We start from the raw sequence: 25,702 nt of genomic DNA, 5'->3' as shown, positions 1-25,702 counted from the left end.
CCCGCGACATCCCTCGTGGATGCCGTTCTCCCCCGCACCCGCAGGGGGTCCGGCCGGCCTCATCCGTTGACCTCACCCTGTAGGAGCACCGTGTCCGACACCTCGCCGCGTCTCGTCGCCTTCGACCTGGACGACACTCTCGCCCCCTCCAAGACCGCGATCGACCCCCGTATCGGCGACCTGCTGCTCGCGCTCGCGGAGCGCGTGGAGGTCGCGATCATCTCCGGGGGCCAGCTCCAGCAGTTCCGCACCCAGGTCGTCGAACGGCTGCCGGAGGGAAGCCCCGAGCTCCTGGACCACCTCCACCTGATGCCCACCTGCGGCACGCAGTACTACCGCCTCGGTGCCGATGGCATCCGGACCGTGTACGCGCACTCCCTCACCGAAGACGAGAAGACGCGCGCTCTCGACGCGGTGCGCGAAGAGGCCGAGCGTCTGGGCCTGTGGGAAGCCGAGCCGTGGGGCGAGATCCTCGAGGACCGCGGCTCGCAGATCACGTTCTCGGCCCTCGGCCAGAGCGCTCCCCTCGACGCCAAGATGGCGTGGGATCCCACCGGGGAGAAGAAGAGCACGCTGCGCGAGGCCGTCGCCGCCCGTATCCCCGACCTCGAGGTCCGCTCGGGCGGGTCGACCTCGGTCGACATCACCCACCGTGGCATCGACAAGGCGTACGGAATGCGCGAGTTGGCGGAGGCCACCGGCATCCCCCTCGACGACATGCTCTTCGTCGGCGATCGCCTCGACCCGGACGGAAACGACTACCCGGTGCTCGCCATGGGTGTCGAGTGCCACGCGGTCCACGGCTGGGAGGACACGGCCGACTACCTCGACGCCCTCATCCCGACGCTGCCGGTGCGCACACAAGCCTGACCGTCGACGTCGGAAACGCCGTCTCGAGCGAGACCACCGCACGGCAGCGGGGGTCACGCCCGCGGCGGCGTTTCTCATCGCGGCGGGCGACCGCGGAAACTCAGAGGATCTGCCCGATGGGTTCGCGCTTCTCCGCCTGGAAGCGGTCCTCGGTCCGGCCGTAGGCCCAGTACCCCGAGAGCGAGACCTGCGTGCGGGCGAGTCCCCACTGCCCGAAGATGACGTCGCGCAACGCCTTCATGGCCTCGCGCTCCCCGTGGACGAAGACGTGTCCGCGCCCGGAAGGCGGAGTCCACGCCGCCACGGCGTCGACGAGCGCTCGCGATGTCCCCGCCACTGCTGCGCCGCGATACACCCAGGCGACACGCACGCCGGCGGGAACCGTGAGCGGCACCTCTTCGCCCTGCTCCTGCACCTCGAGGAAGACCGAGCCCACGGCATCCGCGGGAAGGGCTTCCAGGGCGGCCGCGATCGCGGGGATCGCCGACTCGTCGCCGGCCAGAAGATGCCAGTCCGCCTCGGCGTCGGGGACGTAGCCTCCGCCCGGGGATGACACGACGAGACGCTCCCCCGGCTGGGCTCGGGCCGCCCAGGGCCCGGCGAGACCCTCGTCGCCGTGCACGACGAAGTCGATCGCCAGCTCGTCGCCGGCGACCTCGCGCACGGTGTACGTCCGCGTGACCGGGAGGTCGTCCGGGGCGAGGGTTTCGCGCAGCGCCGCCAGGTCGTAGGGCGGCTCGAGTCCCAGCTCGGGCTTGACGAAGGTGATCTTGACGTACTTGTCGGTGAACGCGCTCTCGCGGAACACCGTCAGGTCGGCTCCCCGAGCCCGGACGCGGACGAGGTGAGGGGTCAGACGCTCGGTCGACACGACCTCGAGCACGTGCTGAGGTCGCGGCGGGCGGACGGGACGGTCGGTCATGGGACTCCTCTCACGAGCGCGCGGGCGCGCCCTCGACGGATGCGAGATCGGCGGGGGCTCCCAGCTCCTCGGCGACCTGGCGGAAGTAGCCGGCGATGTGCCCGCGCACGGCGTCGCGCGCCGCTCCCCCCTCGCCGCGGGTCACCGCGCCGACGATGTCGCGGTGCTCATCCCGCAGGCGGGCGGCGGTCGACGGCCAGTCGCTCATGCGGGCGGCGCCCAGCTGCGTGTACGACTCGATCGAGCTGCGCAGCCCCGCCATCATCGCGGCGACCACGGCGTTGCCGGACGCTTCGGCGAGGGCTTGGTGGAGCCGGGCGTCGAGGGCGAGGAACTCCTCAGGGGTCAGCTCCCCCGCGTCCATGGCATCCAGGATCTCGTGCACCTCGGCGAGGTCGGCCGCGGGATCGGCCGCGAGACGCTCCACGACATCGCCCTCGAGGACGACGCGGGTGCGCACGACATCGGCGATCGGGAATCCGTTCGCGGCGACCTGCAGGCGCAGGAACGCCGCGAGCCCGCCGCGCGGGGTGGTCACGATCATCGCGCCGGCGGTGGGACCGGATCCGGTCGCGGTGCGCACGACACCGAGCACCTCGAGGACGCGGATGGCCTCGCGGACGCTCGAGCGACCGACGCCGAGCGTCGACGCCAGTTCGCGCTCCGGCGTCAGGCGGTCTCCGGGCGACAGGCGCCCCTCGCGGAGGTCGGCCTCGATGCGCTCGAGAACGACCTGCCACGCACGCGGTGCCGCATCCGGCATGGCATCCCCCGTCCGTCCGGTCGGGCTGATGTGGCCGGACCACATCAGCCTACGCGCGGATCGTCAGGCGTCGGCGGGAGTCGCGTACCCGGCGGGGTTCGTCGTCTGCCAGTGCCAGTAGTCACGGCAGGCATCGTCGATCGTGAGACGCGTCCGCCAGCCGAGCACCTCGGCGGCCTTGGTGGGGTCGCAGTACGTCGCCGCGACGTCACCGGGGCGACGGTCGAGGATGCGCTTGGGCAGCTCGTGCCCCACGGCCTTCTCGAACGAGGCCACAAGCTCGAGGACGCTCACCGGACGCCCCGTGCCGAGGTTGAACACCTGGTGCCCCGGCTGCGCCTGCTCCAGGGCCGCGACGTGCCCCTCGGCCAGGTCGACGACGTGGATGTAGTCGCGCAGACCCGTGCCGTCGGGGGTGTCGTAGTCGTCGCCGAACACGCCGACCTCGTCGAGCGTGCCGATCGCGACGCGCGAGACGTAGGGCATGAGGTTGTTCGGGATGCCGGCCGGGTCCTCGCCGATGAGGCCGGACGGGTGCGCACCGACCGGGTTGAAGTAGCGCAGCACCGTGACGTTGAGGTCGGGGTTCACGCGGGCGACGTCGGCCAGGACGACCTCGTTCATGCGCTTGGACTTGCTGTACGCGTTGGAGAGGTCGATGCTCGTCGTCGACTCCTCGGTGAACGGCAGGTCGGCCGGGTCGGAGTAGACCGTTCCGGTGCTCGAGAACACGAACGACCGGATGCCATGGGCCAGGCCCACGCGCAGGAGGGCGAAGGTGGTGTCGAGGTTGTTGGAGTAGTACGCCAGCGGCTTCTGGGTGGACTCCCCCACGGCCTTGAACGCGGCGAGGTGGATGATGGCGTCGATCGGGCCGTGCTCGTCGAACACCGCGGACACCACCGCGTCGTCGGCGGCGTCACCGACCACCAGCGGTGCGGGCTTGCCCGTGATGCGCTCCACGCGCTCCGCGGCGACGGCGTGCGTCCCCGACAGATCGTCGAGGAGGATGACGTCGTGGCCGGCTTCGAGAAGAGCGACGGCCGTGTGGGTTCCGATGTAACCGGCACCGCCGGCCAGGAGTACGCGCATGCTCCCAGGTTATCGTCCGGCGACGGTGTCGCCGATCGCGAGAAGGCCTTCAGCGCCCGTCGAGACGGCCGCCGGACTCCCGCAGGTAGCAGGCCGCGCACATCGACTCGTACGTGACCTCGCCCTGGATCTGGCCCTCGTCGATCGCCACCTGATCACCGTCGAAGACGAACCTCCCGCCCACCAGGCGCGCGTTGAAGATCGCCTTGCGTCCGCAGCGGCAGATGGTCTTGAGCTCCTCCAGGCTGTGGGAGATCTCCATCAATCGCGCGGAGCCGGGGAAGGCCTCCGTGCGGAAGTCGGTGCGGATGCCGTACGCGAGCACCGGGACGTCGTCGAGCACCGCGATGCGCAAGAGGTCGTCGACCTGGCCCGGGGTGAAGAACTGGGCTTCGTCGACCAGGAGCGAGGCGACCGGGGCGGGGCCGGCCGCGGCGGCGAACACCGCACGCAGGTCGTCGTCGGGACCCACCAGGAAATCGACCGGGCGGCTCACGCCCAGGCGGCTCTCGATCTGATCGGCGCCCTTGGTGTCGATCTCGGGCTTCGCGAGCAGGACGCGCTGTCCGCGCTCCTCGTAGTTGTACGCCGCCTGCAGGAGGGCCGTCGACTTGCCCGAGTTCATCGCTCCGTAGCGGAAGTACAGTTTGGCCACGGGTTCAGGGGTTGATCTTCAGCGCCTGGGCCGTGGCATCCAGTTCTTTGCGCGCCGCCTCGGGCCGCGTGTTGAGCGACTCGCCATAGCTGGGGATGAGCTCGCGCAGGCGCGGTTCCCACTCGGGCATGCGCTCGGGGAAGCACGTCTTGATCAGGCCGAGCATGATCGACACCGCGGTGGACGCCCCCGGGGAGGCGCCGAGGAGACCCGCGATCGAGCGGTCGGAGGCCGTGATGACCTCGGTGCCGAACTGCAGCACCCCGCCCTTGTCTTTGTCTTTCTTCATCACCTGGGCGCGCTGACCGGCGTCGAGCAGCTCCCAGTCCTCGGCCTGGGCCGTCGGCATGAAGTCGCGGAGGCTGTCGACCTTCTTCGCGTGGGTCTTCAAGAGCTCGCTGATCAGGTACTTGATGAGGCCGGGGTTGTCGACCGCGACCTTCAGCATCGGCAGGAGGTTGTGCGGTCGCACCTGGGTGACGATGTCGAGCATCGACCCGTTCTTGAGGAACTTGGGGCTGAAGGTCGCGAACGGTCCGAACAGCAGCGAGGACTCGCCGTCGATGACGCGGGTGTCGAGGTGCGGGACCGACATGGGCGGAGCCCCGACCGACGCCTGCGAGTAGACCTTGGCGTGGTGCTTCGCGACGATGTCGGGGTTGGAGGTCTTGAGCCACTGACCGCCGATCGGGAAGACGCCGTAGCCCTTGATCTCGGGGATGCCGGAGCGCTGCAGGAGCTTGAGCGCCCACCCACCCGCACCGACGAAGACGAACTTCGCGTTGATCGACCCGGGGGTGCCGCCGATCACGTGGCGGTACGAGACCTCCCAGGAGCCGTCCTTCTGCTTCTTCAGCTTCTTGACGTCGTGGTTCGTGACGACCTCGACGCCCTTCTCGCGCAGGTTGGCGAAGAGCTGGCGCGTGAGCGAGCCGAAGTCGACGTCGGTGCCGGCGGGAACCCGCGTGGCCGCGAAGGGCTCGCCCTTGCGGCGCTTCTGCATCAGCAGCGGCGCCCACTGGTTGATGACGCGGGAGTCCTCGCTGTACTCGATGCCCGCGAACAGCGGCTGCTCCCGGAGCACCTCGTAGCGCTTACGGAGGAAGGCGACGTCCTTCTCGCCGCGCACGAACGTCATGTGCGGGGTCGCGTTGATGAACGTCGAGGGCTCGTCCAGCACACCCTCGGCTACGAGCGAGGCCCAGAGCTGACGGCTCTGCTGGAACTGCTCGTTGATCGTGACGGCCTTGGCCGGGTCGATCGACCCGTCCTTCGCCTCGGGCGTGTAGTTCAGCTCGCAGAGGGCCGCGTGACCGGTGCCGGCGTTGTTCCAGGCGTTCGAGCTCTCCTGCGCGACGTCGCTCAAGCGCTCCATGACCGCGATCTTCAGATCGGGCTGGAGGTCCTTCAGCAGCGTGCCGAGAGTGGCGGACATGATGCCGCCACCGATGAGGAGAACATCGACGTTTTCAGTCACCCGACGATTCTAGGCGCGGGCTGGAAGGTGTCTCGACATCGAGAGATCGGTCGGTTCGATGTCGAGACAACCCCGGGCTCACGGCATCCGGATGCCGTCCGCTCAGACGCGCGCGGAGAGTTTCTTCGCCACGATCTCGGCGATCTGCACGGCGTTCAGCGCCGCGCCCTTGCGCAGGTTGTCGTTGCTGATGAACAGCACGAGACCCTTGCCCTCGGGGGCGGACTGGTCGGCGCGGATACGGCCGACGTAGCTGGGGTCCGTGCCGGCGGCCTGGAGGGGCGTGGGCACCTCTTCGAACTTCACGCCGGGGGCGTCGGCGAGGAGCTCGCGGGCGCGCTCGGGAGAGAGGTCACGGGCGAACTCGGCGTTGATGCTGAGCGAGTGCCCCGTGAAGACGGGGACGCGCACGCAGGTGCCGGCGACCCGCAGGTCGGGCAGCTCGAGGATCTTTCGGCTCTCGTTGCGCAGCTTCTTCTCTTCGTCGGTCTCGTTGAGGCCGTCGTCGACGAGATTGCCGGCGAACGGGATGACGTCGAAGGCGATCGGGGCGACGTACTTCTCGGGCTCGGGGAAGTCGAGCGCCGAGCCGTCGCGCACGAGGCGCTCGACATCGCCCTGGGCGAGAACGCCCTCGACCTGTCCGAGGAGCTCCTGCGCGCCGGCAAGACCCGAGCCGGAGACGGCCTGGTACGTGCTGACGATGAGGCGCTCGAGACCCGCCTCGGTGTCGAGCACCTTCAGCACCGGCATGGCAGCCATGGTCGTGCAGTTGGGGTTCGCGACGATGCCCTTCACGGCCTGATCGATCGCGTGCGGGTTGACCTCGCTCACGACGAGGGGAACCTCGGGGTCCATGCGCCAGGCGCTGGAGTTGTCGATGACGAGGGCTCCGGCCTCGGCGAAGCGGGGTGCGTGTGCGCGACTGCCGGTGGCACCGGCCGAGAACAGGGCGACCTCGACGCCGGCCGGGTCGGCGGTGGCGACGTCTTCGACGATGACGGAGTGGCCGCCGAAGTCGACGGACGTGCCGGCCGAGCGTGCGGTCGCGAACAGGCGCAGCTCGCGGATCGGGAACGACCGCTCGGCGAGGATCTCGAGCATGACGGTGCCGACCTGGCCGGTGGCGCCGACGACGGCGAGGGAGATTCCGGAATCGGAGATGCGGGTCATGCGAGGTCCTCGGGTGTTCGGGTGATGGATGCCGCGACACGCGGCGTTCGGGTCAGGGTAGCGCGGGCGACTGATCGCTCGAGCCGCGGGCGGGCCGAACTCCGGAGAAATCGACCGGGATGCGCCGGAGGATGGCGGGATCTGGCGGGTGCGGCGCAGGGCCGCGCGAGAAACTCAGGAGTTTCGCGCGGCGGCGTCGGACCGGGACGCGGTGGTCAGCGACCGGTGCCGGCGTGGACGGTGGCCTCGGCCTCGCCGTCCAGTCCGTAGGCGGTGTGCACGAGACGCGCGGCCTCGGCGAGGTCGACGCCGCGGACGACGACCGAGATGCGGATCTCGGACGTCGAGATCATCTCGATGTTGACCCCGGCCATGCTGAGCGCCTCGAAGAGCGTCGCCGAGACGCCCGAGTGGGTGCGCATGCCCGCACCCACGACCGAGAGCTTGCCGATCTGGTCGTCGTGCACGAGGCTCTCGAACCCGACCTCGGACTGCTCGCCGGCGAGCGCCTTGAGGGCGGTCGTCGCGTCGGTCTTGGGCAGCGTGAAGGAGATGTCGGTGCGGCTGGTCGCGGCCGCCGAGACGTTCTGCACGATCATGTCGACGTTCGCGCCGGACTTGGCAACGATCTTGAAGATGTCGGCGGCCTTGCCCGGCACGTCGGGGACACCGATGACGGTGATCTTGGCCTGGCTGAGGTCGGTGGCGACGCCGGCGACGATGGGCTCTTCCATGGCTTCTCTTTCGGGGACGAGTGGGGAGGTCTTCGAGGCGTCGAGCACCCAGGTGCCCTCGCCCGAGCTGAACGTGGACCGCGCGTGGATCAGCACGCCGTGGCGCCGCGCGTACTCGACCGCGCGGATGTAGAGGACCTTCGCGCCGTTGGCGGCGAGCTCGAGCATCTCTTCGCTGCCGACGCGGTCGAGCTTGCGCGCGAGCGGCACGACGCGCGGGTCGGCGGTGAAGATACCGTCGACATCGCTGTAGATCTCGCAGACGTCGGCCTTGAGGGCGGCGGCGAGCGCGACGGCGGTCGTGTCCGAGCCTCCGCGACCGAGGGTCGTGATGTCTCGGGTGTCGCGGTTGAAACCCTGGAAACCGGCCACGATGACGATCGCACCCTCGTCGAGCGCTTCGCGAAGTCGGACCGGCGTGACGTCGACGATGCGCGCGGCGCCGTGCGTGGCATCCGTGATCATGCCCGCCTGGCTGCCCGTGAAGGAACGGGCCTCGAAGCCCATGGAGTGGATCGCCATGGCCAGCAGCGCCATCGAGATGCGCTCACCGCTGGAGAGGAGCATGTCGAGTTCGCGCGGAGCGGGGATCGGGGCGACCTGGCCCGCGAGGTCGAGCAGCTCGTCGGTCGTGTCGCCCATGGCGCTCACCGCCACGACGACCTCGTGGCCGGCGCGGCGCGTGTCGACGATGCGCTTCGCGACCCGCTTGATGCTCTCGGCGTCGGCGACGGACGAACCGCCGTACTTCTGGACGATCAGCGCCATAAGAGGAACTCTCCCGGATGGGTCGGGCGTCGGGATGCCACGACGGGGCGCTCGGATGCCGCACCCGAGGGTCCATCCTAGGGGCGCGGGTATGCCGCCTCCGTCATGCGCGGAACCGCGAGGCGTCACCCTGCCGACGATCAGCCTCGCGCGGATAGGATCGAGCCCTCCCACCCGGTTCTTGGCCCTGGAGGCTCGCGGTTGTCCCCCACCCCGCGCCGACTGCTGTCGTCGTTGCGTCGTCTCGTGCACACCGAGGATTCCGGGTCTCCGGAGACTCATCTGCTCCCCGTCATCGACGAGGCGTTCGCGACCCGCGTGCTCGACCTCGCGATCCGCGTCGGCGAGACGATGCTCGTCGTCGGGGCCCCCGCGAACGAAGTGACGCTGACGATCGTCCGGGTCTGCGGCGCATACGGCCTGGACCCGGTGCACGTCGACGTGACCTACAACTCGATCACGATCGCGCACAGTCGCCCGGGCGCCACGCACCCCACGACGCTCCTGCGCGTCGTGCGCGGATCGGTGCCCGATCACGCCAAGCTGCAGCGGCTGCAAGCCCTCGTCATCGAGATCACGGGCGGACTCGCTCTCGACGACGCCGTCGTGCGGTGCCGCGCGATCCGTCGGCTCCCGTTCCGCTACCGCCCGGCGATCGTGATCGCAGCTCAAGCCGGCCTCGCGGTGGGGGTCGCGATCATGTTCGGCGCGAACTGGCTCGCGCTGGTGCTGTCGTTCATCGCGGCCGGCCTTGCCGCCACCACGCAGCACGTGATGGCCCGCGCGCGCGTGCCCTACTTCTTCGCGCAGATCGCGGGTGGCTTCGTGCTGACCGTCGTCGCGGCGCTGTCTCCGCTGCTGCAGTACACCGGGATCGACGCGGCCGCCGCGATCCGACCGTCGGTGATCGTGGCATCCGGGATCGTCCTGATGCTGGCGGGGCTGACGGTCGTCGGGGCGGCTCAGGATGCCATCGACGGATTCGCCCTGACCGCGACGGGCCGCATCCTCGAGCTGACGACGCAGACGCTCGGCGTGGTGCTGGGGATCCTCGCGGGGCTCGAGACCGTGCGCGTGCTGGGGATGGGGATGTCTCCCCCGTCGACCGCCCTGCCGCTGGGACCGGTGAGCGTGCAGTTCGTCGGAGCTGCGGTCATCGCGATCGCCGTCGCCGTGATCAACGGGGCCGGCGCGCGGATCATCGTCGTCAGCGCGACCCTGAGCCTGGTGGCGTGGGCGGGCTATCTCGGTGCCTCGTCGCTCGGGTTCGAGGTGGCCGCGGCGAGCGGCGTCGGCGCCTTCATCGGCAGCTTCGCCGGCATCGTCGTGGCCTACCGCCTGCACGTTCCGTCGGTGGCCATCACCACCGCCGCGATCCTGCCGATGGTTCCCGGTGCGGCGGTGTTCCGCGGGCTGCTGGGGATCGTGGAGTCGGGCGACGACCCCGCCGTACTCATGACGGGTGTCACCACGCTGACGGGAGCCGCGACGATCGGTATCGCGCTCGCGGTGGGGGCGTCGCTGGGCATCTACCTGGGGCAGCCGGTGCGGGCGACGCTGTCGAGCGTGGTGCGGGTGCGCGCGCGATCACGTCGCTGAACGCCGCGACGGGGCCGGTCAGGTCGCGAGAGCTCAGCGCGCGATCAGCGTCAGCGTCACGGTGGAGTGGTAGTCGCCGACCGCGGCGTCGCGGGGGACGCGGAGACTGAGGTCGGCGTCGAACGTCGCTCCGTCGAGGGTGGTGGTCGTCCCCGGTTCCCCCGTCGCCAGGGTCGTCGGGTAGACCGCCTGGCCCGCCTCCTGGGGTGACCCGACCGCGACGCCGTCGTGGTGGACGACCTCCTGCGGGTCGATCCCCAGCGCGGCCGACGAGAACCGCAGCGTCGGGTCGTCCCTCCCGACGAAGTCGCTCACGGCGATCTGCATGCTCCAGCCGGCGAGACGGTCGCGGTCGTCGACGACGGTGAAGCGTCCGAGAGCGCGGGCGACGCCGTCGCGTCCGCGTCCGAGGTCTCCGAAGTCGATCGAGGTCGTGGTCGGTGCGGTGAGCTGGAAGAGATCGGATGCCGTGATCGCGACGTCGAGCTCGGCGCCGGTCGACTCGTGGGGACCCGGCGGCATCCGCTTGTCGCTGTCGGGCGGCATCGGCGCGCTCCGCAGGAGGAGGGTGTCGGTCGCGGTGTCGCCGGCGACGAACGTGGGGTTGGCGCACGCGTTCACGTCGATCCCGCCGGAGTTCCCCGGGATCGTGGCGAGGACAGAGGACGCGGACCGGACGAGCGCGAGGGGCAACGGGGCGTTCCCGAGGCCGGCCGCGTTCTGCTGTCCACGGCACAGCGCGTGCGCGAGGAATCGCGAGAGGGTGCGCCCCTTCTCGACCGTGAACACCCGCGTCGGCTGCGTCGGCACGATCATCGAGGTGAAGGTGGAGAGGGGGTAGGCACGGGCGTCGGGGTGGCGCCACACGCCGGTGCCGGTGGCATCCGGTGTCGCCCCGCCCAGCGCGATCGACACCGCCTCCGGCGTCGGGGCGATGTAATACCCGGCGGCGTTCAGGATCTTCGCGGTGGAGAGACCGGACTTGTACGCGTACGTGTTCTCGACGTAGGTGATCGCTCCGCGGCCGTAGCTCTGGGCGACGTATCCGGCGACGCCGAGCGATCCGTTCTGGGCGTGGAAAGCGGGACCCGCCGTGGGGAACACCGTGGACGCCCCGGCCGACCAGACGTCGGAGTGCTCGCTCTCCATCCACCGGGTCAGCTCGAGAGTCGTCGCCGTGGCATCGCCGCGCACGACCGGGGCGATGGCCTGCGCCGGGAGCGCGACACCGGGGTTATCGGCTCGCAGGAGCGGGTCGTCCCAGCGCGTGATGGTGCCCGAGAAGATGCCCGCCACCGCGTTCCCCGACAGCCGGAGGTCGTGGAAGGGGTGACCGTCCACCCAGAGGTTGTAGGCGAGCGCGAGGCCGCCGCCGACGACGGGAAGGGAGGCGTAGGGGGTCGACGGCGGGGTGAGCGACCCGTCGACGCCGTAGGGGACGTCGGAGATCGCGAAGTCCACGGTCTCGTGCGAGAAGTCGGAGAGGCCCGCGGCAGTGCCCGTGCCGGCGTAGGACACGGTCATGCCCGAGTCGGTCGCGACGTCACGTCGCCAGAAGTCCACGGCATTCTGCGCCCACGTCGAGCCCGGGCCCGAGATCGGAACGAGTTCGTCGGCGTGCGCCGCTGTCGTCGGTGCGACGAGCAGAGCGGCGACGGCGAGCGCGGCACCCGTCCCGCCGAGCATCCGCCGACTCACCCGAAGCGCCCGTTCACGTAGTCGTAGGTGCGGGGGTCGATGGGCGAGTCGAACATGGCATCCGTGTCACCGTGTTCGACGATGTGGCCCGGCTGACCCTGGGATGCCAGGAAGAAGGCGCACTGCTGGGACACGCGCTGCGCCTGCTGCATGTTGTGCGTGACGATGACGATCGTCAGCTCTTTCTGAAGCTCCCCCATCGTCTCTTCGATCACGCGCGTCGAGGTGGGGTCGAGGGCGGAGCAGGGCTCGTCCATCAGCAGGACGCGCGGCTTGATGGCGAGCGAGCGAGCGATGCAGAGGCGCTGCTGCTGGCCGCCCGAGAGCCCGCCCCCGGGTGCGCGAAGGCGGTCCTTGACCTCTTTCCACAGCCCCGCGGAGGCGAGCGAGGTCTCGACGAGATGGTCCTTCTCGTCGCGCGAGGCGCGCACGCCCGTGAGCTTGAGGCCCGCGATGACGTTGTCGTAGATCGACATGGCGGGGAACGGATTGGGCTTCTGGAAGACCATGCCGATGTGCTTTCGCGCGTCGATGAGGCGATGACCCGGGTCGTAGATGTCGTCGCCGTCGAGCAGCACCTCTCCCGCGAGAGATGCCGAGGGCACCAGCTCGTGCATGCGGTTAAGGATGCGCAGGAACGTCGACTTGCCGCAGCCGGACGGGCCGATGAGCGCGGTGACCTGGCCGGCGGGCATGGTCAACGACACGTCGAGGAGCACCTGGTGATCGCCGAACCACGCCGAGATCGAGCGGGCGTCGAGCTCGGACAGCGGGGCACGTTCCGCTACCGCGGCGAGCGCGCCCTCGGCCGCGGCGATGCGCTCAGCCGTCGCCGAGGCACCGCCGAGCAACGACACGGCGGAGGCGGACGGTGCGGCGAGCACCGCGGTGGGGGCGTCGACCGGAGCCGGGGCGGTGGCGGGAGCCTCCGCCTGCGGGGCGGTGTCCCGCGAGAAGAGGCGGCCCGCGCGGCGCGACGGCGGCACGTCGCCGGCGGTCGAGGCCCCGGCCATCCCGGCGGTCAGACCCTCGAACTCGATCTCGGCGAGGATGCGCGCCTCCTCGGCGTTGAGCACGTCGGTCATGTAGGGGTCGGCCGCGGCGCGCGCGGCCTCGTCGCCCGAGACGACCTCGGTGTGGGCGAGGTCGGCGGTCGCGGGGGCGGCGGTTTCGCGCGCGGCGGCTGCCCGCTCGGCGGCTGCCCGCTCGGCGGCTGCCCGCTCGGCGGCGTCGCGCGCGGCCGCGCGGGGAGCGCCGTCGTCGGCTGGGGATGCAGGGCTGGAGGTCATGTCGGTACCGCTCACAGGAGGTTGGGGAGAAGACGGACGAGCTGGTCGGAGACGAACACGCTCGCCAGCAGCAGGACAGGGGCGAAGACGATCCACGTCTTCTGCCAGCCGACGCGCCGATACGCCCAGACGGCCGCGAACTCGGCTACGACGAGGAACTGGAGGGCGAAGACGAGCGCCCACACGGTCGTCATGTCGGTGGCGAGCGGCTTCGCCTGCGGAGGCAGCGTCATCGAGGTGGTCTGGCGCGCGCCCGCGGGCACGGCCGCCCCGGTCGCGCGCGCATCGACGTAGGCGATGCCGGTGGGGAGGTAGGGACCGCCGCGGGCTGTCACGAGGATGAGGCGACTCTCGCCGCGCACCGGCGCCGGCGGCGTCGGGTCACCGGCGTAGCGCACGCCCAGCACCTCGAACGCCTGCTCGCCCTGACCGGTTCGCACGGTGAAGGTCTCCCCCGGTTGCAGCGTCTGCAGACGAGCGAAGGGACCGCCGAAGGCGGCCGCGCGTCCCATGATCACGCTCACCCCGGCTTGCCCCGGCAGCACCGTGTCGCGGCGGTGCCCGGGACCGTGCATGAGCACGCCGGAGGTCGTCCCCTCGGAGACGACCTCGTCGACGCCGAGTTGCGGGATGGAAAGGATGCCGACGGGTGCGCCGTCCGGTAGGAGGTGGTCCTCGAAGTCCCCCTCGCTGACCGGGGCCGTGCCGGCGGCGAGCTCGGCGCGGAAGGTGTCGCGGAGCTGCTGCTGAGCGGCAAAGTGCGACACATGGCTGATCACGAGCAGGTTCAGCAGGAAGATCAGCACGAGGACCGACACCGACACGAGCATCCCGCGCAGGAACACCTGCCCGGCGGACAGAGGAGCGTACGCGGGACGCGGTCGGGGCGGGCGTCGCGGCGGGCGGGGGGCCTGGCGAGGGGCGGTCGGGCCAGCAGCTGGCGGACGCGAGCCGGTGGGCAGCCGCGCGCCGAGGCGCTCGAGGATCGTCACGTCGTCGCCACCGCCGCGGGTGCCACGCCCCGCGTGGTCCGTCGCACGATCTGCACGACGAGCACGGCGAGCCCCGCGAGGACGGCCAGCCCCGTGACGACCCACGGGAACAGCAGCGTCAGGGCGTCGCGGGTGACCGGTGTGAGGGCGACGCCGTCCACGCTCTCGGGCGGTGTCAGCGTGACGTGGGTCGAGAGAAGGGTCCACTGCCCTCCGTGCCTGAGACGTGCCGAGACCACCCGGGTCTCGCCGGGCTGCAACCCGGCGATGGCGACATCGTCGACGGCATCCAGGCGCTGGGGGAAGATCCCCGTGTCCATCCAGAAGTCGGCCGTGGCGTCGATGGGCGTCGAGGCGGCGTTGCGCACGCTGAACCAGACCTCGACCACTCCCCCGGCCGGGTCGAGCTCCGGGGTGGCGGACGCGTTGAGCCCGCCGACGTAGACCATGCCGGCGAGGCTGACCTCGTTCGCGGCGGAGGTGCCGCCCCCGCTCGAGCCGTTCCCCGAGCCGGCCCCCGAGACGGGGGCCGGGACGGGCCGGGCACCGCCGCCGGAAGAGGACCCCGCGGGACTGCTCCCCCCGGATGCCGGTGGCGACGCGGAGGCGGACGGCGTGGGCGTCGGCGTCGAGCCGTCCGTGATGGTGACCGAGAGTGTCCCGGAGTCGTTCGGGGACGGCGTGGTCGCGCTCGCTCCCGTCGACCCGGCGAGGACGAGAAGGGCGACGGCGACACCCGCAGCCGCGACCCGCGGCGCCGAGAGACCGACCCGGCGGAGCCGCGAGCGAGATCGGCGCGCTCGGCCGAGACGGCTCATGACCCGTCCGTCCGGGCTCCCGCGAGAGCCGCGGCGTCGTCCGCCGCCGTCTGTGCGACGAAGTCCATCCATTCCTGCGCCCGCACCTCGTCGCGTCGGCGACGCCAGCGGGAGAGCAGGATGCCACCCGCCACCAGCAGCACCAGGATGAGCGCCGTCCACGGCATCGCGAAGGTCACGGCATCCCGAGTGAGGGGAACGACCGCGACCTGCATGGAGGCGTCGGGCGACTCGACGAACGGGCTGAGCACCGTGTACGGGTTGAGGTACAGCCACTGGCCGACACCGTCGACGGTGTCCTCGTACGATGCGCTGTTACCCGGCAGGACGACGGGGATCTTGCCGCCCTGGTCGCCCGTCGCGGGGATCCCGAGCCACGTGTGCACGCCCGAGGTGAGGTTCGCGGAGAGGGCGACGTTGCCCGGGTTGCTCACGGTGTAGTGCAGGCGCACGTGGCCGGAGAACGGGTTCCACCAGTCCCCCTCGTACGACGCCTCGTAGCTGGTGAGCGACAGCTGCGGCTGGAGCTCCCCCGCGACGCGCGCGAAGACCGAGGTCGCGACGCGGCGGTCCACGGTGACCTGCGCCCCGGATTCGACGACGGATGCCACGACCCCGCCGACGTGGTCGCCGGGCGTGGCGTCGGCCGGCACCGCGACCGTGAAGGTCAGCAGGCGCACCTCTTGGGGATCGAGCGAGAAGGTGACGCGGTCGCTGCCGTCGTCGAAGCGGATCCACGAGCCCACGGAGGTGGGGGTGGCGTCCGTGGGGAGCAGCGAGAACTCCCCCGTGTCGTCGTTGAACGCGTCGGTGGCGTACACGGTGAAGTCCTGGCGCGCGGTGCCGGTGTTTCCGACGAGCACCCGATCGGTGACGCTCTGGCCGGGATCGGCGGTGACGCTGAACCGGGAACGGCCGTCGGGGCGTCCGTCCTCGCCCGCCGGGCGGGTGGCGACACCCACGGTGACGGCGGACTCGCCCTCGGCGGGGGCGGCAGGCGCGTCGGCGGTGGCGCGCACCGCGGTGCCCGTGGCCGCGGTGGCGGCGGACGGCATCCCGAGGCAGGCGACGATCACCGCGGTGGCGAGGGAGGCGGCGCCCAGAGCCGGGAAGCGGCGCCGCAGAGTCGAGGAGAACACGGTTCATCTCCGCAGATGGGGGCGACACAGGCGTGTCGCCGAGGTGAACGAGGGCTGATGGTGTGACGGCACGGGGGGATCGGGTGGATCCCCCCGTGCCGTCGGAGCGGGTCAGCTCACTTGGAGGTGAGGGTGACCGTGAGGGTCGACGTGTAGTCGCCCGTCTGCGCGTCCTTCGGGGCGGTGAAGGTGAGGTCGGCGTCGAAGAGCGCACCCGTGGTGAGCGTCGAGACGGCCGTGCTCGAGGCGATCTTCGAGCCCGTGCCCACGGTCACACCGGTGAGCGGGGTGTAACCGGAGAACGCCTTCGGCGCCACCGCGAGAGCGGTCGCGGGGATCTCGTCGCCCGCGCCGTTCTTGAAGGGGCTCCACGCGGCGGTGAGGTCCCAGCCCTTCAGGACGTTGCGGTCGTCGACGACGGTGACCTTGCCGAGGGGCTTGGTCACGCTCTTGTCGCGCGCGACGCTGCCGAAGTCGACCTTCGTGGCCTCGGCGTTGAGCGACCACAGGTCGCTCGCGGTCACGGCCGCGGTCAGGTCGACGTTGTCGGTCGTGGTGTCACCGGCAGCGGACTGCTTGGTGAAGGTGTCCCAGGCCAGCACGGTGTACGTCGCGTCACCGGGGGCGACCAGCGCGACGGTGTGCTCGCCGGCCGGGAGGCTCGAGATGTCGACCGAGAAGTTGCCGTTGCCGTCGTCGGTGACCTGACCGAGGTTGGTCGGGTCAGACCAGGCCCACGCCTCGAGGGTCTTGCTCTTGTTGGCGGTACCGGCGGGGACGGTGATCGTCTTCGCCCCCTTGGCGGGGTCGGCCACGTCGACCTTGTTCGCGGACGAGCCCGAGGGCTTGGTCGGCGCGGTCGGAGCGGCCGTACCCACCGTGCCGGTGAATGCCTTCTCGTTGCTACCCGCGCTGTTGGTGGCGACGGCGGTGAAGCTGTACGCACCGGCGGCGGTCGGCGTGCCCGAGACGACACCCGTGGAGCCGTCGAGGCTCAGGCCGGCGGGAAGGGACCCGCCATCCTTGATCGACCACGTGATCGGCGCGGTGCCGTCGGCGGCGAGCGTCTGCGAGAACGCCACGCCGACCTTGGCCGCGTCGAGAGCGGTGGTCGTGATGGTCGGCGCCGTGGCCGAGGGGGTCGAGCTCTGGGCGTCGAACGTCCAGTCGCCACCGGGCTTGACGTGGATGCCGATGTACTTCACACCGGCGTCGGCGATGTTCAGGCCGTTGTTGCGCGTCCAGGCGAAGCCGAGGCTGTAGTCGCCACCGTTCGCCTTGACCTGCGCCCAGTTGCCGAACAGGAAGCCCGAGAGCGTCAGGTTCGGGGCCATGATGTCGACCGTGCCGGGCGTGAGGGCGCCGTCGCTGGACGCCGTCCAGGCCGACATCGTGCTCTCCTTGCCCTGCGGGGCGATGAAGTACGCGACACCGGTGGCGTCGCTGGTGCCCTTGAAGAGCGTGGTGATGTAGTCGGCGCCGGGGCCGGGGGCCGCGATGACCTGCGAGTCCCACTGCAGGACGGTGCCGTCGGGCACCGGGTTGCCGACGTTGTTGTCGAGGAGGTAGAACTGCGGCGCCGGCGTGGCGGCGTTCGCCGCGGTGGCCGAGAAGCCACCCGCGAGAAGCGAGACCGCCGTCGCCGCGGCGACGATCGTCCCGAACTTCTTGATGTTCATCGAAGTGAGTCCTTTTCCGTTCTCAGAGGTCACAGCGACGCGAACGCGCGCTGGATGGTGGTGGTGGAGGGAGCGAGGAAGCCGAACTTCTTCTTCACCGCGCCGACCGAGGTGGGGAGGGAGCCGAAGCTGGTGAGGCTGTTCGACACCGACGGGTTGACGAGGTTGGCGAGGCCGGCGTCGTACTTGGCGTCGCCGGAGACGATGCGCGCGTACTCGACGACCAGGTAGGTGTCGCGGCCGAAGGTCGCGTCCTTGTAGAAGTCGGTGTTGGGGACGAGGTTGGGCGCGGTGCCGGTGAAGGCGGGCTCGTTGTTGACCGGCGTGCCGAAGTTGACACCGGAGGCCGTGGTGGTGTTGACACCGGCGGCGCCGTTGGCCTGGGCGATCCAGCTGGCCGCGCTGAACGGGATGAGGTCGTTGTTCCCGAGGACCGAGGCGTCGTTCTCGGGCGTGGTGCCGGTCGCGTCGCTGACGCACGAGCCGAGCGCCGGGTTGCCGATCGCACCGAGGAAGAAGTTGCGCGTGCCCGAGCCGCTCTGGGGAAGGCGCGGCTTCACGGTGACACCGCCGACCGACGTGGTGGTGCACTCGTAGATGGACTTCAGCTGAGCGGCGCTCAGCGTGGCCCACGACGAGTCGCCGCCCTTGTACGCGAAGCCGACGGCGTCGCGGGCGAAGGGGACGTAGGCGAGCAGGCCGTTGGCGTTGGCGTTGCTGCCGGGGCCGCTCGAGGAACGCGCGATGTCGACCTGACCGGTGATCGGGCGGGCCGGCACACCGGCGTTGCCGCTGTAGTTCGCGCCCGTGATCGAGGCGCGCAGGGCCGTGACGCCCGCACCCGAACCGGCCGGACGGCCGAAGAAGGGACCGCCCTGCTTGGTCTGGATGGCGTTCGCGCCGAACGCGTCGAAGCTGCCGAGCGTCTTGTTGTTCGAGGTCACGCGAACGAGCGAGCCGGTGAGGCTCGTGCCGTTGGCGATCGCGTTGACGGAGTCTTGCAGCGTGTCGGACCCGACCAGCGCGTAGCTGTTCGAGACCGGCTCGGCCGACGCCATGGAGGCGACGCCGAGCCCGGCGATCGCGATACCGCAGGCCGCGCCCATGGCGGCCAGCTTCTTGAGCTTCAACTCAGTGCCTTTCGATTGGTGTGGTGCACAGGTGTGATTCAGGTGTTCAGTTGCGAGAGGACGGGTCGAGGGTCGGCGACGGGGCGCGGCATCAGAGCCGGCGGCGGAGTCGTCCGAGGAGGGGCACGGCGAAGGCGGCGGCGAGTCCGCCCGCGACACTGGCCGGGAGAGCCGCGGGCAGGGCGCCGAGGTCGGGGTCGGCGGGCGTCGTGCCCCCCGTGCGGGAGGGGGCAGCGGATCCGGATGCCACCGGGTCCGGGGCGGAGGCACCCGCCGGGGCAGCCGCGGCCGCGGGCGCCGCCGCGGGGAGGCTTCCCACGACACCGCCGCTGGGGAACGGGACGCCCGCCGCCGGGGTGTTCGAGGAGGTGGTCGGTGTGGCCCCGGCAGCCGTCGGCATCCGTCCCGCCTCGATGTCGTCGGCGGCGGTCAGCGCCAGCTCGCGCCACCCGTTCGGAAGCGGGACGTAGCCCTGCGGGAGCTGGCCGGTCGCCGTCCCCGGCTGCTGGCCGGTCGTCACGGCGAACCGGATGAAGGAGGCGTAGTCCTTGCGGAGCTGAGCGTCGGTCGACTTCGGATTCACGGCGGCGTAGACCGGCATGGTCAGCGGGTACGCGTCGCGAGCGCTCGCCGCGGCGGGAGAGGCGGGATCGTAAGCGACCACCTGCGCTTGACCCGCGGTCGCGGTCATCGCGCCGGCCGCGGCGGCCATGGCATCCGCCGTCGCCCCCACGAACTCCCCCGCCGAGTTCTGCAGCGACGCCGTGACGATCTGGTAGCGGGCAGCGGATGCCGTGTCGGTCACGGCCAGGACCGTCTGGTGCCCCGGCAGGCTCCGGTCCGCCTTGCCGTACTTCGGCGGAGTGGACTGGGGATCCCACGCACCGAGCGTGAGCCCGTCACCGCGCAGGGTGTCGTACGCGCCGGCGTCGAGGTCGTTCACGTACGGGCGCCAGGTGACGAGGTTCACCGGCCCCGCCGCCGACGTCGCCGCCTGCTCGATCGGGTCGGCCTTCGGGAAATCCTCGCGCGGGAGGGTCAGCGCGGTCTTCGAGCTGTTCTTGTCCGCGTCGGTGGAGCTCCACGGATTGACGGTCATGCCCCAGGAGTCGGGGGTGCCCGCGAGGAACTGGCGGGCGGACTCGTCGTTCATCACGTACTGCCAGATGACCCACGCGGCATCCGACCGCCCCTGCGGAACGAGCGCGTCGGCGAGCGATGCCGCGGCGAGCGACTGGTACTGCCACTCGGGGTCGTTGATCGCGAGGAAGTCCGGGTCGCTGACGAGGTTGCGCGGGTTGTAGACGCGCTTGTCCCCCTCCAGGTGGCTCAGGTGGTCGCGGTCGGCGAAGGTCGGGACCGCGTCGAGGTAGGAGCTCGTGAGGAGTTTCGCCACGAGCCGCGGGGTGAGCTTGAGCGAGGTGAACGGCAGGCCGACCTTCTTCTGCACGTCCGAGGGCACGGTGTCGTCGCCCGGACGGGGGTTGCGGTCGATCGCGAACGAGATGGCCGCTCCCGTGATGGCCACCGGGGCGTACCGCAGCGAGTCGGTGCCGAGGCTCGGATCGAGGGCACGCGAGGTCAGTGCCAGGGGCGCGGGCGCGAGGGCGTTCGCCGCGCGCGCGGCGTCGGACTCGGCGCTCGTGATCGCCGAGTACACCGACCCTCCCGGCGCGTTGCACAGCGCGGGCTGCCACGACGAGATCGCCCGTCCGATGAGTTCGCTGCCGGCGAGCTGGAGCTCGGCCGCGCCGAGAGGGCAGCGCACGCCGAGCGGCTTGAAGTCGAGCTTGACCGCGATGCGGTGCTTCCAGGCATCCCAGAACAGACCCGACTTGGTGATGAACGGGGCCCCGCCGTCCTGAACACCGCGCGGCAGGATCACGAGCCAGCAGCTCGAGCCCGACACGCTGCCGTCGGTCGCGGTGACGGGCGAACCGCACCCGAGGCCCTGCGACTGCATCGCCGTCTGCACCTCGAACTTCACCGAGCCGGAGCCGTCGCCGCCCGACCCCGCCCACGACACCATGTTCGTCGTGTACTTCGAGAAGAACTCGTTGGTGTTCATGTCGGGCAGGACGTCGTTGCCCTTGGAGTCCTTCGTGTACGAGTACTTCCCGTCGACGACCGTGGCGACCGTGCGGCCGTTGGCACCCCGGAACGGGATGGAGGTGTACGTCGGGCTCGCGAACCCGTCACCGGGGACGGTGTACGGCTTGTCCTCCGCGGCGACCGAGGTGTCGCTGTCGCGCACGTCGTCGCGATGCGAGCCCGGCACGCCGTTCAACCCGTACTGGCAGGTCGTCCGGTCGGGGGTGCCGGGGTGAGCCGGGTCGTCGCCCCAGCACTGGAAGACCTGGAGGAAGTCGGCGCCGCCGATCTGCGAGCTCGGCACCGTGGACGGCTTGCCTCCCGTCCACGACACGACGATGCCCTGGGACTCCAGGGCGCGTGTCTGCGACACGGTCACCGAGAGGTCGGGGAACGGGGCGTGGGCGGCGTCGGGATCCTGATCCTTCGCGCTCACGGTCACCCGCGAGGAGTCGTCCGCCACCGCCGCCTGGCCCGCCGCGAACAGCGCTCCGGTGCCCCCGGTCAGGCCGAAGATCACCAGGCCGGCGACGACGCCGACCGTCGCCGAGAGCAGTCCTCGGCGCACGCGGGCGGCAGTCTCGTGGACGGCCCGATGACCGGATGCCGATCGAGCCCGACGCCCCGAGGGGCGGGAGGCGGCGCGGCGCTCGCGGGATTCAGACACGGGATTTCCTTCGGGAAGAGCTGCTCGGGTGAGCGTCGGGTCAAGTTGAGGGGCGACGGGTGTCGGTGGGATGAATGCGGCGGTAACGAGGCACCGCCGCCGTGGACTCGACGGGAGAACGCTGAGACGGCGCGTTCACGCGCGTCGGTTGCCGCGTGAGCGACGACCGACGACGGGCGGGATGAGGATCGCGGCGACCACGAGGAGACCCGCGGCGAGCATGATGTACTGCGGGGTTCCCCACCCGTTCTCCGCGAGCGAGAACGGGGCGGAGACGGCAGCCGCCGAGCCTCCCGCGGCTGCGGCGGACACGAGGTTGCCATTGGCGTCGTACACGGGCTCGGCCGCCGTCCCGCCCGCGGCTGCGGGTGCCGCGCCGGCGGCTGCGGGGTCGGATGAGGTGGCGGCCGCCCCGGCCGCGGCGTTGTTCCCTCCGCCGCTCTCGCCTCCGGACCCGGTCACGGGAGTCTGCTCCTGGGCGCCGCCGGTGGGATCGACGCACTGCGTCGCGCCGGCTTTGTCGCAGTCGGGCGGAGCGGGCGCGGTGAGGGCGAGCTGGTTGTTCGACGGAGAATCGCCGGGTTTGAAGGTGGGGTTGTTGCACCGAGCGAAGTCGATCGGGCCCACCGTGCCAGGGATCCGCTGGAGGACATCCGATCCCGCCTGGACGAGGTTCATCGGCAGAGGCGAGTACCCCAGGGCCGAGGCCTTCTGCTGCCCCTCGCACAGCATGTACGAGGCGAACTGGCTGAGGGTGCGACCCTTCTCGACGGTGAACACCTTGTTCGTCTCGGTGGGCACGATCATGTACGAGTAGCTCGACATGGGATAGGCACGCGGGTCGCCGCTGTTGTAGACGCCGTCCAGGTTCTGCGTGAGGTCCTGGTTGATCTTCGCCGACATCAGCGCGACCGCCACCGACTGGAACGTCGGTTCGACGAAGTAGCCGGCGTTGTTGAGCACCTTGACCACCGGGAAGCCCGACTTCATCGCGTACGAGTACTCGACGTAGGTGATCGCGCCCTCGCCGTAGTTCTGGCTCACGTAGCCGGCCACGCCGAGCGAGCCGCTCTGTCCTTTGAACGCCGGGGTGACCTGCGGGAACTGCGACCGCATGCCGAAGGTCCAGATGCTCGGGAACTGCGCCTTCATCCAGGCGGTGAACTGCGCGCTCGTCCCCGAGCCGTCGGAGCGGTAGACCGGGGTGATCGACACGTCGGGCATCGCGAGGGCCGGGTTGTCGGCCTGGATGGCCGGGTCGTTCCACTTCGCGATCTGGCCCGCGAAGATCTTCGCGATGACCTCGCCCGACAGGCGCAGGTTCGTGACCCGCTTGCCGCCGATCTTGAGGTTGTACATCAGCGAAGTGCCGCCCGCGACGATCGGCATGTACGAGTACCCGGTCGTCGGCTTCTCGGGTGGCGATCCGTCTTCCGGCTGACCCTGGAACGGGATCTCGCTCACGGCGAAGTCGACCGACTGGTTGATGAAGTCGGTGCGTCCCGCCGACGACCCGTTGCCCGAGTAGTTGACGGTCATGCCGTAGTTCTCGGCGACGTTCTTGCGCCACTGGTCGAGCGCGTTCTGCGACCAGGTCGAGCCCGAGCCCGAGATGGGGACGTAGCTCTCGGCGGCCTGCGCCGGAACCGGGACCAGGGCGACGAGCGTCACGACCGCGAGCGCGGCCGCCAGACGGCCCAGGCGGCGACGAAGGTTCACGACGGGTTCTCCTCGGGGGATCGGTGACGAGCGGCGGGGGCGGAACGCCCGCCGAAGAACGGGAATCGAGCGACCGTGCTCAGACGCCGGACCGCGCGGGAATGCGCCTCCGAATCGGCGCTCATCCGGCGTAGGTCGCGCGCGGAGGCGGCCAGGGCCGCGCGACGCTGACGATCCGAGAGCTGCCCCGGACCGCGACCCCCGATGAGACGCGCGACGATGAAGAGGGTCAGCACGAGCAGGACGAGGGTCGCCGCCGCCCCGAACCCGCGCGCGATCATGTTCGGCTCGGGCGACTTGACGAAGTCGAAGACCTGCAACGGCAGCGAGATCATCGGTCCCGAGAACGGGTTGAGGTTCATCTGCGCGGTGACGCCCGAGGTCAGCAGCACCGGGGAGGTCTCGCCGATCCCGCGCGCGGTTCCGAGGATGACCGCGGTCACCAGGCCCGAGCGCGACGTGGGCAGCACGACGTTCCACACCGTGCTCCACCGGCTCGATCCGAGCGCGTAGGACGCCTCCCGCAGGTTGTTCGGCACGAGGCGCAGCACGACGTCGGACGCGCGGATGATGATGGGCAGCATCATCACGCTGATGGCGACGGATGCCGCGAACCCCGAGCGCTCGTGGGTGATCAGGGTGACGACGGCCGCGTAGACGAACAACCCCGCCACGATCGAGGGCAGCGCCGTCATGGCATCCGAGACCGTCCGGACGAAACGGGCGAAGGGACCGCCGATCTCGTTCAGGAACACCGCCGTCATCACGCCCAGCGGGATGGTGATGAGCAGGGCGATGCCGATCTGGATCAGCGTGCCCACGATCGCGTGGGCGATGCCGCCCATCGTGAGCGGGTCGAGGGGGCCGGCTTTCGCCATCGTCTCGACGAAGAAGTTGCCGTTCGACAGCGCGGACGCGCCGCGGATGAGAGTGAAGAAGAGAACGAACGTCAGGGCGCCGAGGAGGATGACCCCCGCCGAGTAGAACACGGCGGTCACGATCCGCTCGCGCACCGCGAGACGGTCCGCCCGCAGCGACGACATCACGGCGTAGATGCCGAGGAATCCGAGGAACGACAGCACCAACCAGCCGATGACCCCCGTCATCGGGGTGAGCCAGCCGAACAGGAGCGACGACAGCGCGAGCCCGGCGGCGGCGCTCCCGAGAACGTCGAAACGGTCGCCGAAAGGAACCGTGCGCAGGTCGCGGCGCTCGCCCACGTGGCCGTCGCGCAGCGGGATCGTCGTGCGGATCGGCTCGCGGGGCACGCCCTCGTCGGCCGTCGGTGCTTCGGGGGTGACGATCGCCATCAGTTGCTCTCCGCCCCGGACCGGCTGCGGGCCACGATGGTGGAGGCCGTGAAGTTGACGATGAGCGTGATGATGAACAGCACGAGGCCGGCGGCCATGAGCGCCGAGAGTCCGAACTGACTGGCCTCGCCGTAGCGGAGAGCGATGAGAGCGGATACCGAGTTGGTGCCCGTCTTCAACAGCTGCGTGTTGATCGTGAAGATCGGCGAGATGATCATCACCACGGCGATGGTCTCGCCGAGGGCGCGGCCGAGGCCCAGCATCGTGCCGCCGATGATGCCGCCGCGGCCGAAGGGCAGCACCACTGCGCGGATCATCCCCCACCGCGTCGACCCGAGGGCGAGCGCCCCCTCGCGCTCTCCGAGGGGCGCCTGCGAGAACGCCTCGCGCATGACGGAGGTCTGCGTCGGCACCACCATGAGAGCCACGACGATGCCGGCGATGAACGCCGAGGAGGTGAAGGCCCCGGCCTCGGTGAGGCGGGCTCCCGTGGCATCCGTGACCTGGAAGACCGGGATCCACCCGAAGTAGGTCGAGATCCACTCGGCCACGGGGATGACGTTCGCCTGCAGGAAGAAGACCCCCCACAGCCCGAAGACGACGCTCGGGACGGCGGCCATGAGATCGACCATCGTGATGAGGAACGAGCGCAGGCGGGGCGGCACGATCTCGCTGATCAGCAGCGCCGTTCCGAGAGCCAGCGGCACCGAGATCGCCATGGCCACGATCGCGATCGTCACGGTGCCGAACAGCACGGCGGCGACGCCGAAGGTTCCCGTCTCGGGCGACCACTCCTGCGTCGTCAGGAACGACGGGCCGGCGACGACGAGCGCGTCGCCCGCGCGCACACTGAGGAAGACGCCGACGGCGAGCATGATCGCGACGGTGAGGATGCCGGCCGAGTACGCCCCACCACGGAACACGCGGTCGGCGACGACCGGGGCGCTGCGGAGCGAGCGCGGCTCCGGCGGCCCCGCGGGGCGCGGCGGCAGCACCTCGGTGGTGAGGTCGGTCATGCGTTCTCCATCGATCGCGCCGAGCCGCGCACGCTCCGGACCGACGGCGACGAATGGCCGTGCGGGCGGGCGTGAGATCGGCGACGCGCATCGCTCGTGTA

Annotated in this window: 20 protein-coding genes; 2 read left to right on the top strand and 18 right to left on the bottom strand. The window is 70.6% G+C overall.

Annotated elements, in window-relative coordinates; translation table 11 throughout:
- Nucleotides 1-90: 90 nt before the first annotated feature.
- Entirely contained in the window at nucleotides 91-870 is a 780-nt protein-coding gene (locus MTES_RS13065; RefSeq protein WP_013585740.1) for an HAD-IIB family hydrolase, read from the top strand.
- Between the two features lie 100 nt (nucleotides 871-970).
- On the opposite strand, the gene MTES_RS13060 is transcribed toward MTES_RS13065, so the two are convergent.
- From MTES_RS13060 to MTES_RS13030, 7 genes are all read right to left on the bottom strand, one after another.
- On the bottom strand, nucleotides 971-1,792 hold the full coding sequence (locus MTES_RS13060) for a siderophore-interacting protein (protein WP_013585739.1): 822 nt from the start codon (nucleotides 1,790-1,792) through the stop codon (nucleotides 971-973).
- A 10-nt stretch (nucleotides 1,793-1,802) separates the two neighbouring features.
- Nucleotides 1,803-2,555 (bottom strand): FadR/GntR family transcriptional regulator, encoded by a 753-nt coding sequence (locus tag MTES_RS13055; RefSeq protein WP_013585738.1) that lies wholly within the window; start codon nucleotides 2,553-2,555, stop codon nucleotides 1,803-1,805.
- 63 nt (nucleotides 2,556-2,618) lie between these two features.
- On the bottom strand, nucleotides 2,619-3,647 hold the full coding sequence (galE, locus tag MTES_RS13050; protein WP_013585737.1) for a UDP-glucose 4-epimerase GalE: 1,029 nt from the start codon (nucleotides 3,645-3,647) through the stop codon (nucleotides 2,619-2,621).
- A 49-nt stretch (nucleotides 3,648-3,696) separates the two neighbouring features.
- Nucleotides 3,697-4,302 carry a thymidine kinase gene (locus MTES_RS13045; RefSeq protein ID WP_013585736.1) on the bottom strand — a complete coding sequence of 202 codons (606 nt, stop codon included), beginning with the start codon at nucleotides 4,300-4,302 and terminating at the stop codon, nucleotides 3,697-3,699.
- 4 nt (nucleotides 4,303-4,306) lie between these two features.
- A complete protein-coding gene (locus MTES_RS13040) occupies nucleotides 4,307-5,779 on the bottom strand; it encodes a malate:quinone oxidoreductase (RefSeq protein ID WP_013585735.1) in 1,473 nt (490 codons plus the stop codon).
- 102 nt (nucleotides 5,780-5,881) lie between these two features.
- Nucleotides 5,882-6,952 carry an aspartate-semialdehyde dehydrogenase gene (locus tag MTES_RS13035; protein ID WP_013585734.1) on the bottom strand — a complete coding sequence of 357 codons (1,071 nt, stop codon included), beginning with the start codon at nucleotides 6,950-6,952 and terminating at the stop codon, nucleotides 5,882-5,884.
- A gap of 215 nt (nucleotides 6,953-7,167) precedes the next feature.
- Complete coding sequence (locus tag MTES_RS13030) at nucleotides 7,168-8,454, bottom strand: aspartate kinase (RefSeq protein ID WP_013585733.1); 1,287 nt, start codon at nucleotides 8,452-8,454, stop codon at nucleotides 7,168-7,170.
- Between the two features lie 201 nt (nucleotides 8,455-8,655).
- Here MTES_RS13030 and MTES_RS13025 point away from each other — a divergent pair, with 201 nt between their 5' ends.
- Nucleotides 8,656-10,053, top strand: coding sequence for a threonine/serine ThrE exporter family protein (locus tag MTES_RS13025; RefSeq protein WP_013585732.1), 1,398 nt, complete (start codon nucleotides 8,656-8,658; stop codon nucleotides 10,051-10,053).
- A gap of 33 nt (nucleotides 10,054-10,086) precedes the next feature.
- Here MTES_RS13025 and MTES_RS13020 read toward each other — a convergent pair whose 3' ends face one another.
- The 11 genes from MTES_RS13020 to pstC all read right to left on the bottom strand — a co-directional run bounded on the left by MTES_RS13020 (nucleotide 10,087) and on the right by pstC (nucleotide 25,601).
- On the bottom strand, nucleotides 10,087-11,739 hold the full coding sequence (locus MTES_RS13020) for a phosphate ABC transporter substrate-binding protein PstS (RefSeq protein ID WP_013585731.1): 1,653 nt from the start codon (nucleotides 11,737-11,739) through the stop codon (nucleotides 10,087-10,089).
- 8 nt (nucleotides 11,740-11,747) lie between these two features.
- A complete protein-coding gene (locus MTES_RS13015; RefSeq protein ID WP_231848198.1) occupies nucleotides 11,748-12,521 on the bottom strand; it encodes a phosphate ABC transporter ATP-binding protein in 774 nt (257 codons plus the stop codon).
- 530 nt (nucleotides 12,522-13,051) lie between these two features.
- Complete coding sequence (locus tag MTES_RS13010; RefSeq protein ID WP_050901794.1) at nucleotides 13,052-14,032, bottom strand: sortase; 981 nt, start codon at nucleotides 14,030-14,032, stop codon at nucleotides 13,052-13,054.
- A complete protein-coding gene (locus MTES_RS19570) occupies nucleotides 14,029-14,850 on the bottom strand; it encodes a hypothetical protein (protein ID WP_013585728.1) in 822 nt (273 codons plus the stop codon). The genes MTES_RS13010 and MTES_RS19570 overlap by 4 nt, the downstream gene beginning before the upstream one ends.
- Nucleotides 14,847-15,989: a hypothetical protein gene (locus MTES_RS19565; protein ID WP_013585727.1), complete on the bottom strand. Its 1,143-nt coding sequence runs from the start codon at nucleotides 15,987-15,989 to the stop codon at nucleotides 14,847-14,849. Before MTES_RS19565 ends, MTES_RS19570 begins: the two co-directional genes overlap by 4 nt.
- Nucleotides 15,990-16,105: 116 nt before the next feature.
- Nucleotides 16,106-17,668, bottom strand: coding sequence for an Ig domain-containing protein (locus tag MTES_RS18570; RefSeq protein WP_013585726.1), 1,563 nt, complete (start codon nucleotides 17,666-17,668; stop codon nucleotides 16,106-16,108).
- 29 nt (nucleotides 17,669-17,697) lie between these two features.
- Nucleotides 17,698-18,798 carry a hypothetical protein gene (locus tag MTES_RS18565; RefSeq protein ID WP_013585725.1) on the bottom strand — a complete coding sequence of 367 codons (1,101 nt, stop codon included), beginning with the start codon at nucleotides 18,796-18,798 and terminating at the stop codon, nucleotides 17,698-17,700.
- Nucleotides 18,799-18,889: 91 nt separating this feature from the next.
- Nucleotides 18,890-21,556, bottom strand: coding sequence for a hypothetical protein (locus tag MTES_RS12980; RefSeq protein ID WP_013585724.1), 2,667 nt, complete (start codon nucleotides 21,554-21,556; stop codon nucleotides 18,890-18,892).
- A gap of 135 nt (nucleotides 21,557-21,691) precedes the next feature.
- Nucleotides 21,692-23,275 (bottom strand): phosphate ABC transporter substrate-binding protein PstS, encoded by a 1,584-nt coding sequence (pstS, locus tag MTES_RS12975; RefSeq protein WP_013585723.1) that lies wholly within the window; start codon nucleotides 23,273-23,275, stop codon nucleotides 21,692-21,694.
- Entirely contained in the window at nucleotides 23,272-24,585 is a 1,314-nt protein-coding gene (pstA, locus tag MTES_RS12970) for a phosphate ABC transporter permease PstA (RefSeq protein WP_013585722.1), read from the bottom strand. Before pstA ends, pstS begins: the two co-directional genes overlap by 4 nt.
- Nucleotides 24,585-25,601, bottom strand: a complete 1,017-nt coding sequence (pstC, locus tag MTES_RS12965; protein WP_013585721.1) for a phosphate ABC transporter permease subunit PstC — start codon at nucleotides 25,599-25,601, stop codon at nucleotides 24,585-24,587. The genes pstA and pstC overlap by 1 nt, the downstream gene beginning before the upstream one ends.
- Nucleotides 25,602-25,702 lie beyond the last annotated feature (101 nt).

The sequence above is a fragment of the Microbacterium testaceum StLB037 genome (genome assembly GCF_000202635.1).
GTDB classification, from domain to species: Bacteria; Actinomycetota; Actinomycetes; order Actinomycetales; family Microbacteriaceae; genus Microbacterium; species Microbacterium testaceum_F.
This window is presented reverse-complemented; position numbering and strand designations above follow the sequence as displayed.